This is a genomic window from Lentilactobacillus kosonis (assembly GCF_003864335.1).
GTDB lineage: Bacteria > Bacillota > Bacilli > Lactobacillales > Lactobacillaceae > Lentilactobacillus > Lentilactobacillus kosonis.
Map to the genome: position 1 here is coordinate 410406 of NZ_BEXA01000001.1, position 13090 is coordinate 423495.

A 13090-nucleotide genomic window follows, 5' to 3' on the forward strand; every position below is an offset into this window, starting at 1 on the left:
AAGCTATCTCCTAACTACATTAATTTTGGGGTTATGCAATTCAATTTTTTCTAACAAAAAACTTGAACCATCAGTATTAAAATCAATTCTAAAGAATCCTTTGGGCGTATTAACTAAGAGCCCATCTGTCTGAGTAGTCGAATTAACGGAAACCTGCTTTGGCTTAACCCCTAACTGCTTTGCGGTTTCTTTGATCGTTCCCGTTATTTGTCCCGTTTGTTTCTGAGTCGTCAATAAATTACTGTAGTCATTATATTGGATTGCAATCACTAGCAATAAGGTTGTGGCAAAAATAATCCCCAAGTCCTTATATTTAATCTCGAAGCGGTTTCTCATATACAGAAAGAAAAACACCCCAATAATAACGACCAGCAAGCCAACAACAATCAATTTAATTAAGCGTGAATTATCCTGATTAGATATTAGATATTCATAAGAATAAAAGTCCATTTATACTCCTCCAAATTAAAAATCCCCCTTCAGTATAAAACAGAAGGGGGATTTTCACTATTAATCATTCGAATTCTTCGTATTCATTTGGATCTTGATTATCGATTCGACCATCAGATTTTGTCAAACTATCAATAGCATCCATTTCATCATTAGTTAAATTAAAGTCAAACGTCTCTAAGTTTAATCTTTGATGATTTAGGTTCACTGATTTAGGAATTGGGATAATTTCCTTTTGCTCATGCCATCTCAAAATTACTTGGCCAACATTTTTATCATACTTATCAGCAATTTTTTTAATAACGGGTTCTTTTAATGCTGAACTTCCACGTCCTAGTGGGCTCCAAGCCTCAGTGACGATTCCGCGTTCATTGTCCGCATCAATTATCCGTTGGTTATTCCAGTATGGATGAATTTCAACCTGATTAACCGAAGGAATAATCCCTGTTTCAGCTTTTAGTCGGTCAAGATGTTCAGGTTCAAATTAGAAACGCCAATTGAGCGAATTAAACCACGCTCTTTAGCATCAATCATCGCTTGAAAAGCTTCTACATAATGATCTCGCTTAGGCAATGGCCAATGAATTACAAACAAATCCAAATATTCCAATCCTAACCGATAAATTGATTCTTGAATTGCTTTAGTTGCATCATCATAACGATGATATTTACCAGGGAGTTTGAAGTAATAAATAAATCCGCACGGTTGACTCCAGAACGTTGTATTGCTCGGCCAACTACACCTTCATTGTCATAATTAGTCGCAGTATCGATTCCCGTATAACCATCTTTAATGGCCGCAAGAATATGGTTAACACCACTTCCGCCACGGATTTGATAAGTTCCTAATCCAATTGCTGGCATTTTAACGCCATCATTTAAAGTAATAAAAGGAACATTGTTCTTCATTAAATCACATCCTTTCATCAATAACATAACGCGATAGAGGAAAAATGTGAAATTTTAACTATTAAACTAAAAAAGAATGATCCGCAGACCATCCTTTTTACAAATATGTTTAATAATTAATCTTAATCAATTTAGCATGCTTAACAGCTTCAATATCTTTAGTACCGGCTAACTGCATATCAATTTCTAATTCATGATTTAATTCTTCAATAACTGATTGAACCCCTTGGGCCCCACCTAAAGCTAAACCATAAATAATTGGACGAGCTAGAGCAACGATATCAGCGCCACTGGCCAGTGCCTTAAAGACATGTGAACCACGACGAACACCACTATCAAAGATAATTGGCACTCTGTGGTTAACAGCCTTAGCAATATCAGCTAATACATCAAATGATGCTGGGCCACCATTCAACTGACGACCGCCATGATTAGAAACATAAATTCCTTGGGCACCTGCTCCAATTGCTAATAATGCATCCTCTGGTGATTGGATTCCCTTAACGATTACTGGCAAATCTGTGTAATCAGCAATTCGCTTAACATCTTCAGCACTTATTTTTTGAGCAGCTGATGCATAAATTTCTTCAATCCCTTTACCTTGGCCATCGCCTTCAGAAAACTTAGTTAAGTTAGCCATCGGAATTGGAAATTGGAATTTATTGATAATATCGGCTTCACGATAACCATCAACTGTGGCATCAACTGTTAAAATAATAGCCTTAACCCCTGATCGTTTGGCTTCATCCAATAAACTTTCATTGAAACTCCAATCCTTACTCATGTATAACTGGAAGAATTGAGGTGCCCCATGACCGGCGATAGCAGTATCAGCAATTGATGTTGATGAATAAGTACTTTGGCCCATCAAGGCCCCAGCAGCAGATACTCCTTCGGCGGTAGCAACTTCCCCACGTGAATGCGCCAATCCCTGTGCAGCAGCCGGAGCCATCATGATTGGCGTCTTTAAATCCAAACCAAAGATACTAGTTGCAGTAGAAGGGTTTTCCATATTAGTCAGTGCACGGGGCACAATTTGAACGTGGTTAAAGGCCTCAGAGTTATGGTTCAATGTCCACTCATCTTCGGAACCGCCTGAAATATAACCAAATCCACCGGTTGGAATAATTTTCTTAGCTTCTGCTTCCAATGATGGTAAGTTTAAAACGTTTAATTTTTCTTCACGATCACTTTGTTCGTAGCCATTAATTACAGTCATTTTGATTATCTCCCTTATCCCACAATTATTGCCAATCTATTTAATGTTAATTAATCACTGACTGGCTGTTAGGTTATGTAACTTTTCGTGTGCCATGTTACTTTTTTAAGCACATCTATAAATTAAAACTATTGGACCCAAATGTCAATAATATGCACAAAAAAGTGTAAAGTTAACCTAACATTAACTCTACACCTTATTTGCTGAAAACGCTTCATTTTCTAAATCAACTGACTTTTTTTCTGAATCACTTGAACATCATCTAATAATTCTTGCAAGTTAATCTTTGCCATCCTTGCTTCAGCACTACTTTGAACCTCTTGATAATAGTGATCTAAAACGTCAGGAATTACCGACCCCACTGGACAAGTAGCATTCGTTTTCTCATCCACATTCAACAGTTTATTATCAGGCGAAATTGCTAAATAAATGTCTAATAATGAAATTTTGTCGGGGTCTTTGGTTAATGACGGCCTAGCAGCCCCCTTAGTGGCATTTAAGAGCCCGGCTTGTTTTAACTTACTCATCATTCGGCGAATTAAACTAGGAGACGTATTGATACTTTCCGCAATTGACGAACTCTTAATTTCTGACTTATCTTGGTTCAAAGCGATATAGGCAAGAATGTGCGTTGCATCACTCAATTGAGTATTAGCCATATCCATCACCATCCTTCATTGACTACCAATGGTTATATCATAACTTGTTATAAAATATATCACAAGTCATTAAAATTATTCTCATTAATTGCCGGTCAAATTCCTAGAATTAACCACTAATAACCGGTAGACTTAGTTTGTATCAGAGAACTTGTTTTTTATTAGGAGGTTTTATTTTATGGCAGAAAATTACGATTTTCCAAAGACTAGAAACCAATTAAATCAGCTGATTGCAGATATTAGTCAACTAATGACTAATGTTCAACAAACTCATTGGTATATGCGTGGCGAAAATTTCTTCCGTCTTCACCCACTGATGGATGACTATAAAGATCAATTAGGCGATCAGTTGGATGAAGTGGCAGAACGGTTAATTGCTTTAAATGGTTCACCAATCTCCACCACCCATGAATTCATCGAAAACACAGGCCTACCTGATGAAAAAGTTAAGTTCAATCAATTGACCATGCATGATTACGTTCAACGATTATCTGATCAATTCAAATATTTACGAGATCAGTATCAAAAGGGAATTGAAATCACTGACGACGAAAAGGACTTTCCAACCCAAGATATGCTTAATGGATTTAAATCAGATATTGATAAAAATATTTGGATGTTAAATGCCTACCTTGGCAAAGCCCCATTTGATGAATAATAAAAAATCTCCTCAGATTAATCTGAGAGATTTTTATTATTCATTATTCTAAATTACTTAGTAACATCCATGATTTCATCTCCGTGATGAACTTCACCATCATGACGTTTAATATCAATCGTGTGAACATCTTCAAAGTTACTAATTACTGCTAGAACTGTGTCATCCAAGCCCGCCTTTTCAATCGTTGGGGCCCAGAATTCAAGAATTTCATCACCTTGCTCAACCCGTTGACCTTGGGTTACATAGGAAATAAATCCGGTTCCTCGCAGTTTAACGGTATCAATTCCGATATGAATCAAAGTTAAAACCCCATTATCAGATTTCAATCCAATCGCATGTCGAGTTGGAAAGACAACCTCTACCGTCCCACTAAATGGTGCATAAATCTTACCATCGGTTGGTTTGATTGCAATTCCTTTACCCATTGCACCAGAGGCAAATCGATCATCGCTGACCTTGGACATATCAACAATTTCACCATCAACAGGTGCTTGATAGCTAATTACTTCAGGTTCAACGACTGCAACTGATTTTTCATCATCTCCAGCAAGATGTTGACCCCAAGTTTTTTCCAATTCGTCAACAATTTTCGCATGCATCTTCTCATCAAGTTTAACTTTTCTAGAAAACAGCACTGTTGCTATCAAGAACATAATTGCTGGGATTCCAAACATCATGAATTTGAAAGCTAAGCGACCACCAGAAGTAATGTCAGATGCCGATGCACCTGAAGTCATTCCAGCAATAATTGCAGTAATAACCACAACTCCGTTAGAAACCGCACCACCTAATTTATCAAGTAATGGTCTAACCGATAAGGTTAACGATTCATCACGATGACCAAGTTTTAACTGGCCATATTCAACTGAATCGGTAAGAATCATTAGTACAACTAAGAAAATTAGTGGTTGTGGAATATAGAATAATACGGCTGATAAAAGAACCATAAACAATGAATTTCCTGAGAACGCGAACAGAATTAATGCCAGTAGCATAATAGTAATTGCGATGAAGAAAACATTTTTCCGTTTGAATTTCTGAGCCAATGGTGGGAATGCCAAAACGGCGAACACCCCAATGACTGCATTAATCGATGCCAATAAACTAAACTCAGTTGGTTTACCCAAAATGTAAGTAAAGTAATACAGTTCAAGTGAGTTTGTGATTGCCATTCCAGTGGTATAAATTCCATAAGTCAAAGCTAACCACATTAATTGATCATTGTGCACTAATACACCAAGAACTCCTCTAAAGGTAGTTTTTCAGTATTTTTACGTAAGTCAGAATCGATTTCTTTAGTTCCGGCAGCAACAACCATTGCTGAAACCCAAGCAATCAGGGCAATTACGGCCGCAAACATAAACCAACCACGCTTGTCACCTTGCCCATTGTTAGCATTGACTGAGAAGAACAATACCAACGGCATAACAATAACCCCAACGATATTTTGACCAATGTTTGAACCAACCCGGGCATAAGTAGCAATGCTTTCCCGTTCTTTAGAATCAAAAGATATGGCCGGAATCATCGACCAAAAACCAATATCTTTAAATGAATAAAAGATATCCATCGTAATATATAAAATTGCAAATAAAATTAGGTACAACCAAGGATTTGACACGTTCAAACCACCTAAATCTGTAAATAATGCAGCTAGGATAATTGAACCTAATGTCCCACCAAATACGATCCAAGGCTTAAAGTGTCCCCATCTAGTCTCAGTATTATCGATGGTATTTCCAATGAATGGATCAATAACCAACTCAACAATTCTAAGAGTTGTCATGATGATCGATATATAAAAGATCATCTTAGCGCCAGTACCACCACTGCTCTTATCAAATAAATGCGACGTAATGAACATTACAAAATATGTTGATAAGGTAGCATAAAACATGTCATGCCCGAACGCTCCAAAGGTATATGAGAGGCGCGAGACTAGCTTATGGCTCTTTTGTTGCATACTGTACATCTCCTTAAATAATCTCAATATAATTGCTTAAGTATAATGTAACCGGTTTCAACAAAAAACACAAGAATTTTAGTAATTTGTTTAGTAAATTTTTACTAAAGAGCAATTATCCTTACTAATTAACCTGGTCTGTCTCACCTTTTTATACTTAGTAATTCATTTAGATACCGATAAGCTGTCTGTCGATTAACTTGGTTATCATAAAAGAAGCACCACTCTAAAACTAATAAGATCGTGCTGCAGTAATGGTCAGCGACTAGTTGCGATGGTACATCAGTTGTTCGCTTGTTATCAAAGCGACTCGCAATTTTGCGAACCTCTCCCTTAAAGTAATTTGAAAAACTGGTTAGTAGTAGCCCATCGGCTGAATTATGTTGCTTAATTCCCGTTAACAACTCACCGTTAGCATTCAATAACTCAAACAATCGTTCAAAATATACCGTGATTAATTCAGCGGGCTTAAACTTCTCATATTCATCTAAATTAATCTCTTGGCTCATTGCGTACCAACAATAGTTAGCTAAATCATATTTATCATCAAAATAGTTATAAAAAGTTGCTCTTGGCAGCTTACTATTCTTAGCAATTTCATTAACACTAATCTTTTCGAAGGGTTTCGTCACCAATAGTTGCTGCATCGTTTCAGCAAAGGTATTTAATGTTCTGGTGGCTCCACGAGTTGGTTTTCGCGTTAAATCATATTTCATCGGTTTCCTCCAAAATATCAACATTGATAATCTCTAGTTAATATTAGTAATGCCACTTATCTAAAAATGATGCATTATTACGCCAGCCAAATCTAAATTGGTTTACGGTCTTAGTTTCCGAACTCAATCTAATCACTGACCAAGCATTAGCATTAATTCCCGTTAGGCTCCGAACATCTCGTTGCGGATTACGATATTTTTCAGCTCCGTCGCCTCGATCAGCGATTCCTGAAGTTTGCGTCACAAACCAAATACCATTTTTATACGCAAAATTATCTTGGTGCGTATGCCCCGCTATATATCCGATAACGTTTCCTGTGGACTGTTGATAATCACTAATTAAGTCAAATACTTGGCGGCTTTCCCGAACGCCAGGTACATTAGTTACCTCATTATTTTCGAATAACGTTTTAAGATAACTTGGCTGACTACGTCGTTTACCACCCATATCAAAAGTGTTGACCCAAGTATCTACTCCGTTAACAGCAATATGATTAATAAATAATAATTGTTGATTTTCGCCAGAGTTAGCTAGCACATCCTTTAACCAATCAATTTGAGCTGCACTGTAATGCGTATAACCATGTCGGAAACTATTAAAATGAATTTGACCATCCTGACTAGGCACAGCATCTGCTTGATCAAAACCATCCAAAATTACTATTTTAAATGGTGATTCTGGAATATCAAACGTTCCATAAACTGCATGATTGCCATTATCATGCAAATTAAAATCAGGGCTTTGGCGAATTTCCCATGCCTGCTGGTTCGTAATTATTTGATCTAACAAATATCCAGCATTATCACGTGCATAACCAGAATTATCGTCGTGATTCCCATTCAAAATAATATATGGTCGATTAGCTTCTTTAATTGCTTTAACTCCCTTGATAACGTCACGTAGGCTAATCTCGATTGGTTTATTACCATCGTTTAAATCACCGCCATGTACTACCAGATCCACACCATAGTGATCAGCATAATAACTCATCAACCGCAAACTTCTGAAAACGGCGGCCGAGGCAGGAGTTTGATATGTATCAATATGCGTATCTGTGACATAAGCAATTAGCTTATCTGTCGTTTTCATTTCCTTACGGACCTGAATATCAAATTTCTGCAGTGCGGCTAATTCTTCATTGGTTGGCTTAAATGACTCATTAAAATCTTCTAATTGAAAATCTGCGCTTTTCTCCCACGCAGTAACGTTTGATAAAACCATACCAGTTTTCTTTCCATCAATGTTAATCTTCTTGCCCCGCTTCTTTGCTGAATATGGCCAAATATTTTCCCAAGGTTGTTCTGCATTTTGATCTAAAATATTACCAATTCTTTCATAACGACCCGGTCGCGGAAGTTTTACAATTCTTCTCAAATCGCGAGGAGCATACATCGGTAAAAAAGAGCCATCCAGTAATTCTGCCCAAAAAGTATCGTTATCAGTTCCCTTAACTTTAGCCTGATAATTTACTTTTTGACCACTCTTAATTAACTGATCCGTTTGATATTCCTTTTTAAATGATGGCTGTGTATATACTGAAACAGATTTTTTTACCTGTAGCCAACTATTTTTATTCATTGGAAATCGATAATCTGCAATCGTGGCTGTCTTTTCCATAATATCCCTCCACTGATTAATTTACTTTAGTTTAATTGAGCAATTAGTTCGGTGCAAATATACGACTTTTGTTGCATTTGCAATAAAAATGCGATAAATTATTATTGTTAAGGAGGTAAGAAAATATTAAACCAGATATTTTAAGAGACTTAGGCATGGTATCCCGGGCCTTAGATTCAATTGCCAATATTGAATTTAAGCAGTATTCCCTTAATAAAGGCCAGTACCTCTACCTTGTTCGAGTATACGAAAATCCTGGAATTATTCAGGAGCACTTAGCTGAAATGATTAAAGTTGATCGAACTACGGCAGCTCGCTCAATTAAAAAGTTAGTTGATAATGGCATATTAACTAGAAAAAAAGATTCGATGAATAAAAAAAATTGGCATTTATACGTCACTGATAAGGGAAAAGAGATTGCCCCAATTATAATTAGAGGAAATATTTACTCTAACGAGCAAGCTCTCACTGAAATTAAATGATGCCGATGCCAAAAAGCTTTCTCATCTGTTGCATCAAGTTGCTGCCAATATTGACAGCGATTGGCATGCTGTAAAAAAAGGTAATTCACGAAAATATTAACTTAACAGGAGTAAATAATCATGAAAAAATTAATTGTTGATAGTGGTGTAATTGAATTATTTCCCGAACTTCAAATTAATGTATTAACATTAACTGGTATTAAGAATCATTATGAAGGTGGTCAAGAAGCATACTTCACCAAATTACTGGCCGATGCCACCACTGCATCAGCTAAATTTACTAGCCAGTCCGATACTTTTAGTAAGAATCCAGTAATTGACGAATGGCGTGAAGCATATCGAAAATTCAAAACCAAAAAGGGTGCTCGTTCATCTATTGAAGCCTTATTAAAACGAGCTCACCAAGGACATGTATTTAGTCCTATTGATCCCCTAGTTGATATCTATAATAGTATCTCCTTAACCTATGGCACCCCGGTTGGTGGTGAAGATATTGATCACATCGATGGTGATATGCATTTAGCAATTGCTGTTGGTGGTGAACCATTCTTCCCATTAGGGGCTGAAGAAGACTCTCCCGCCCTTCCAGGTGAGGTTATTTATAAAGATAATACTGCTGCCATCTGTCGTTGCTTTAATTGGCGTGAAGCAGAAAGAACTATGTTAACCAATGATACTAAAAATGCCGTCTTAGTCATTGAATCAATTAATACTGACCAAGCACACCGAGCAGATGAAGCAATTGTTGAACTACAAAATTTATGCAAATCAACTTTCAATGTTGACTCAAACACTCAAATAATTAATAAAGATAGGTTAAGTGCAATTATTGCTGATTAATTTAGTTAGTTTTTAATATTTTTACCTTTTTTATGCTTTATTTATGTATAATTATTACTAAATTTGATAAAAAATATAGAGGGGTCTTAATTTATGCAAATTGCCGGATTTGGTGTTGAAGAATGGTTAAACGTTTGGGAAAGAGCAGCAACTTACGATATTGCTCAAAGTACCATCTCATCCATGACGATGAAAGAAATCTTAAATATTGATGGTAGTAATGGTCAAAGTTTTTATGAACTACTAGATAAACAAAAAATGAGTTATGGCTGGATTGAAGGTTCCCCAGAATTTAAACAGGAAGTTGCTAACCTTTATCAACACGTTGAACCCGAAAACGTTCTTCAAACCAATGGAGCGACTGGAGCTAATCACTTAGCTTTATACTCGCTAATTGAACCCGGAGATCAGGTAATCGCTGAGTATCCTTCATACCAACAGCTTTATGATATTCCAAAATCATTAGGCGCTAAGGTTGATTACTGGACCATCCATGAATCCGACAATTGGTACCCCGATATTAATGAATTGAAGCACCTTGTTTTCACGTGAAACAAAGATGATTTGTTTGAATAATGCCAACAATCCAACCGGTACAGTTCTGGATACTACTTTCCTAAAGCAAGTCGTTGAAATCGCAAAATCAGTTGATGCCTACGTACTAGTTGATGAGGTTTACCTACCACTAGATAATCCTGACAGCTTTACATCAATCGTTGATTTATACGATAAAGGGATAGCGACAAATTCTCTCTCCAAACCTATTCGGTTCCCGGAATTAGAATCGGTTGGACTGATTCTAACGCAGAAGTCGCTGACATATTCAGAAAGTATCGTGACTACACTATGATTTGTGCTGGTGTGTTTAATGACATGTTGGCCGTTCATGTGTTAAGAAACAAAGATAAGATTCTTGCCAGAAATAAACAAATCGTCATGAATAACCTAAAAATTTATCAAGACTGGTTAGCTAATGAACCTAAAGTTAGTTTAATTATGCCTCAAGCTGTCTCAACCTCATTTCCGAAGATTGATATCGATGGTGATATCGAAGAATTCTGTATCAAATTACTTAAAGAAAAAGGTGTACTCTTAGTTCCCGGTAATCGGTTCGATATGCCTGGTCACGTCCGTCTTGGCTACTGTGCCCCAGAAGAAACGCTTCAGAATGGATTAGCAAAATTGTCTGAATTTTTAAAAGAATATTAGTAATAAAAAAAGCCGTAGAATAATTATCTACGCTTTTTTATTTAATTACCTTGGTATACTTTTCGATCTAATTGGGGTGCTTGGACTGGCGTTCCTGCAGCTGTCATGTCCTTAATGTAGTTCACAAAAGTATCTGTATCAGTTCCAATTGAGCCTTGGATTGCGGTATCTTTAAATGCTGTGAAGTCATCTCCACCACCATGAAGGAAATCATTAATCACCACATTATAAGTTCCATCTGGGGTAATTGGGGTGCCATCATCCTTAGTCATGGAAACAACCTTAAATGGTTGATTAGCATCCCCTGAATCAGTGTAAGTGTACTTCAACCCAGCAATTTGAAGATAATATTGTTGATTTTGATCGTATTGCTGATTCAAAGCATCCTCAATTTGCTTACCGGTCATCTTAACTACTTGTAAGATATTACCAAATGGTTGAACGGCAGTCGCCGCACCCCAGGTAATATCGGCATTTTCGTTAACTTCAAGGTCTGCTCTAACCCCACCAGTATTGGTCATTGCAAAATCTGCTTGAACACCATGCTTGTTGGCTTCATATAGTTGTCCATCGACAACCACTTCACCAGCAGCGTTCTCCATTGTACTATTGTTATGCAATCGACCTGTGATGGTTTCTGGAGTAGCTGCTTTTCCAATTACTTGATTAACTTGTGGATCAACCCGGTTATCAGCGTCCTTTACAACAGCTGCCACATTTGGATTACCCGAAACAGTTGGATCGTCAGCTTGTGATAATACTGGATAAACATGTGGTGCAACACTCACAAACTTACCAGATTTAGGACTAACATAGGTCCAAACATCATCGTATGCTTTCCCGGTATAAACAGCCTGAACTACATGCGTCTTACCAATCTTAGCATTAGCATATTGGTGTGAATGTCCTGCTACATAAAGACCGACATGATTACTAGGATCAATCGAATTTAATTTATTTAAAATATCAACTACTGGCCCAGTGGTTTGGCCTTGTGGGCTAGTTGCCACTCCGGTATGAGCCATAACAACAACCGCCTTAACCCCTTTGTTATTCAAAATCTTATCATATTTAGCGATAGTCTCTGCTTCATCAAGCACTTTATAGTCTTTGTAGTTATCATATAAAGTCAAACTTGGTAATGTTGACGTATCAATTCCAATAAAGCCAACCTTAGCCTTTTCGTTACCAGCTTTAACTGTCTTGATTGTATATGGTTTATAGCCAAATGGAATTTGTCCATTACTTTGGTTAACCACGTTGGCAACAATTAATTGCATATTAGTTGAATAATGAGGGTAGTCCTTCACCAATTGGCTAGCATTTGTACTAGCAGTTGGCGCATTTCCATTCAAAATTCGATTAAATTCAGGCAGGCCACGATCAAATTCGTGATTACCCAGCGTTCCGATTTGAAATCGCATTTCTTTTAAAGCGTGCATGGTTGATTCATGAGCTAACAGTGAAGAATTTGCTGGTGCTGCTCCGACCATATCCCCTGCTTCAACTCTGAATGTGTTATTAGAATTAGCAACCGCTTTAAACTGATTCTGTGCTTGGTCAAGATATGATGCCAAACGAGCAGCGGTTCCTGCCCCCTTATAAGTCTTTTGACCAATGCCCACATCCCCGGTAGTACTTAAACCGCCATGCAGATCATTAATCCCCAGAATTTGAACTGGAATATCATTACGATACTTCTTAGGCACCGTTTGAAACTCAGGCTGAAGCCCCGGCTTGGCATAGTCGTCGCTTCCCGCCACATTTGTCAATGTTTGTGGTGTATCAGCGGCTTCGGTAGCTGCTGGAACCACACTCATAAGCCCCAGTAGAATTGCCGGAACTGATAATAACGATAGAACCTTTCCCTTTACATGATTAACCATAATTATTCCTCCCCTAGAATAACTTATACATCAATCAAAGAATACAATGTAAGCGATTTATTTGTCAATGGAATATTACACTTAATTATTATTGATTTACCAATTCCTTATTCTATCTTTATCAAAATAAACTCGGTATACTTGAGGCAATCAATCACAGGAGGTCGGCATAATGAAAAAACATTATAAAAAGAATTTAACCAAACACCAGAAACAATTAATTGCCCCATTCGCAGCATTTGAAGCTACTGCCTTATTTATTGCTTGGACTGATATTATCAAGGCCCCTTCATTCCGCCATGGCAATCGAATCACTTGGTTAATTGTAAGTTTGTTACAGCCGTTCGGACCATGGTTATATCAATTTATTGGTAAAGAAAAATGATTATTATTCTAAAGTCCAAGGTGTTAAGCTAATAATTTTTAATAGATAGTAAACCTTGTAACCACCTTCATCAAGTAACCATTAACAAGGTAAA

General features: G+C 37.1%; 9 protein-coding genes and 4 pseudogenes. 5 read left to right on the top strand and 8 right to left on the bottom strand.

What is annotated here, in order from left to right:
- Window positions 1–3 precede the first annotated feature (3 nt).
- The 4 genes and pseudogenes from NBRC111893_RS02125 to NBRC111893_RS02140 form a co-directional block, all read right to left on the bottom strand.
- On the bottom strand, window positions 4–450 hold the full coding sequence (locus NBRC111893_RS02125) for a DUF3290 domain-containing protein (RefSeq protein ID WP_125007805.1): 447 nt from the start codon (window positions 448–450) through the stop codon (window positions 4–6).
- Between the two features lie 64 nt (window positions 451–514).
- A pseudogene (locus NBRC111893_RS02130) lies at window positions 515–1358 on the bottom strand (aldo/keto reductase).
- Between the two features lie 109 nt (window positions 1359–1467).
- Entirely contained in the window at window positions 1468–2577 is a 1110-nt protein-coding gene (locus NBRC111893_RS02135; protein ID WP_125007806.1) for a lactate oxidase, read from the bottom strand.
- Between the two features lie 221 nt (window positions 2578–2798).
- Window positions 2799–3236: an Rrf2 family transcriptional regulator gene (locus NBRC111893_RS02140; protein WP_125007807.1), complete on the bottom strand. Its 438-nt coding sequence runs from the start codon at window positions 3234–3236 to the stop codon at window positions 2799–2801.
- A 178-nt stretch (window positions 3237–3414) separates the two neighbouring features.
- Between NBRC111893_RS02140 and NBRC111893_RS02145 the strand changes: the two genes are divergently transcribed.
- Complete coding sequence (locus tag NBRC111893_RS02145) at window positions 3415–3894, top strand: Dps family protein (RefSeq protein WP_125007808.1); 480 nt, start codon at window positions 3415–3417, stop codon at window positions 3892–3894.
- Between the two features lie 53 nt (window positions 3895–3947).
- Here the strand turns inward: NBRC111893_RS02145 and NBRC111893_RS02150 are convergent.
- The 3 genes and pseudogenes from NBRC111893_RS02150 to NBRC111893_RS02160 form a co-directional block, all read right to left on the bottom strand.
- A pseudogene (locus tag NBRC111893_RS02150) lies at window positions 3948–5860 on the bottom strand (sugar MFS transporter).
- 143 nt (window positions 5861–6003) lie between these two features.
- Entirely contained in the window at window positions 6004–6576 is a 573-nt protein-coding gene (locus NBRC111893_RS02155) for a TetR/AcrR family transcriptional regulator (protein WP_125007809.1), read from the bottom strand.
- A 43-nt stretch (window positions 6577–6619) separates the two neighbouring features.
- Window positions 6620–8194: a metallophosphoesterase family protein gene (locus tag NBRC111893_RS02160; protein WP_125007810.1), complete on the bottom strand. Its 1575-nt coding sequence runs from the start codon at window positions 8192–8194 to the stop codon at window positions 6620–6622.
- Window positions 8195–8349: 155 nt separating this feature from the next.
- Between NBRC111893_RS02160 and NBRC111893_RS02165 the strand changes: the two are divergent.
- From NBRC111893_RS02165 to NBRC111893_RS02175, 3 genes and pseudogenes are all read left to right on the top strand, one after another.
- Window positions 8350–8776, top strand: a pseudogene (locus tag NBRC111893_RS02165) (MarR family winged helix-turn-helix transcriptional regulator).
- 20 nt (window positions 8777–8796) lie between these two features.
- Complete coding sequence (locus NBRC111893_RS02170; protein ID WP_125007811.1) at window positions 8797–9516, top strand: B3/B4 domain-containing protein; 720 nt, start codon at window positions 8797–8799, stop codon at window positions 9514–9516.
- Between the two features lie 93 nt (window positions 9517–9609).
- Window positions 9610–10725 (top strand): annotated as a pseudogene (locus NBRC111893_RS02175) (aminotransferase).
- A 41-nt stretch (window positions 10726–10766) separates the two neighbouring features.
- Here the strand turns inward: NBRC111893_RS02175 and NBRC111893_RS02180 are convergent.
- The gene (locus NBRC111893_RS02180; RefSeq protein WP_125007812.1) at window positions 10767–12611 is read right to left on the bottom strand and encodes a bifunctional metallophosphatase/5'-nucleotidase; all 1845 of its coding nucleotides are present in this window, start codon (window positions 12609–12611) and stop codon (window positions 10767–10769) included.
- A 172-nt stretch (window positions 12612–12783) separates the two neighbouring features.
- Here NBRC111893_RS02180 and NBRC111893_RS02185 point away from each other — a divergent pair, with 172 nt between their 5' ends.
- Window positions 12784–12996, top strand: a complete 213-nt coding sequence (locus NBRC111893_RS02185) for a hypothetical protein (RefSeq protein WP_225417491.1) — start codon at window positions 12784–12786, stop codon at window positions 12994–12996.
- The last annotated feature ends 94 nt before the right edge of the window (window positions 12997–13090 follow it).

Coding starts and splice junctions, on each gene's coding strand:
- NBRC111893_RS02180 (WP_125007812.1), bottom strand. CDS start 12,611: ATGGTTAATCATGTAAAGGGAAAGGTTCTATCGTTATTATCAGTTCCG.
- NBRC111893_RS02185 (WP_225417491.1), top strand. CDS start 12,784: ATGAAAAAACATTATAAAAAGAATTTAACCAAACACCAGAAACAATTA.
- NBRC111893_RS02135 (WP_125007806.1), bottom strand. CDS start 2,577: ATGACTGTAATTAATGGCTACGAACAAAGTGATCGTGAAGAAAAATTA.
- NBRC111893_RS02145 (WP_125007808.1), top strand. CDS start 3,415: ATGGCAGAAAATTACGATTTTCCAAAGACTAGAAACCAATTAAATCAG.
- NBRC111893_RS02125 (WP_125007805.1), bottom strand. CDS start 450: ATGGACTTTTATTCTTATGAATATCTAATATCTAATCAGGATAATTCA.
- NBRC111893_RS02160 (WP_125007810.1), bottom strand. CDS start 8,194: ATGGAAAAGACAGCCACGATTGCAGATTATCGATTTCCAATGAATAAA.
- NBRC111893_RS02155 (WP_125007809.1), bottom strand. CDS start 6,576: ATGAAATATGATTTAACGCGAAAACCAACTCGTGGAGCCACCAGAACA.
- NBRC111893_RS02140 (WP_125007807.1), bottom strand. CDS start 3,236: ATGGCTAATACTCAATTGAGTGATGCAACGCACATTCTTGCCTATATC.
- NBRC111893_RS02170 (WP_125007811.1), top strand. CDS start 8,797: ATGAAAAAATTAATTGTTGATAGTGGTGTAATTGAATTATTTCCCGAA.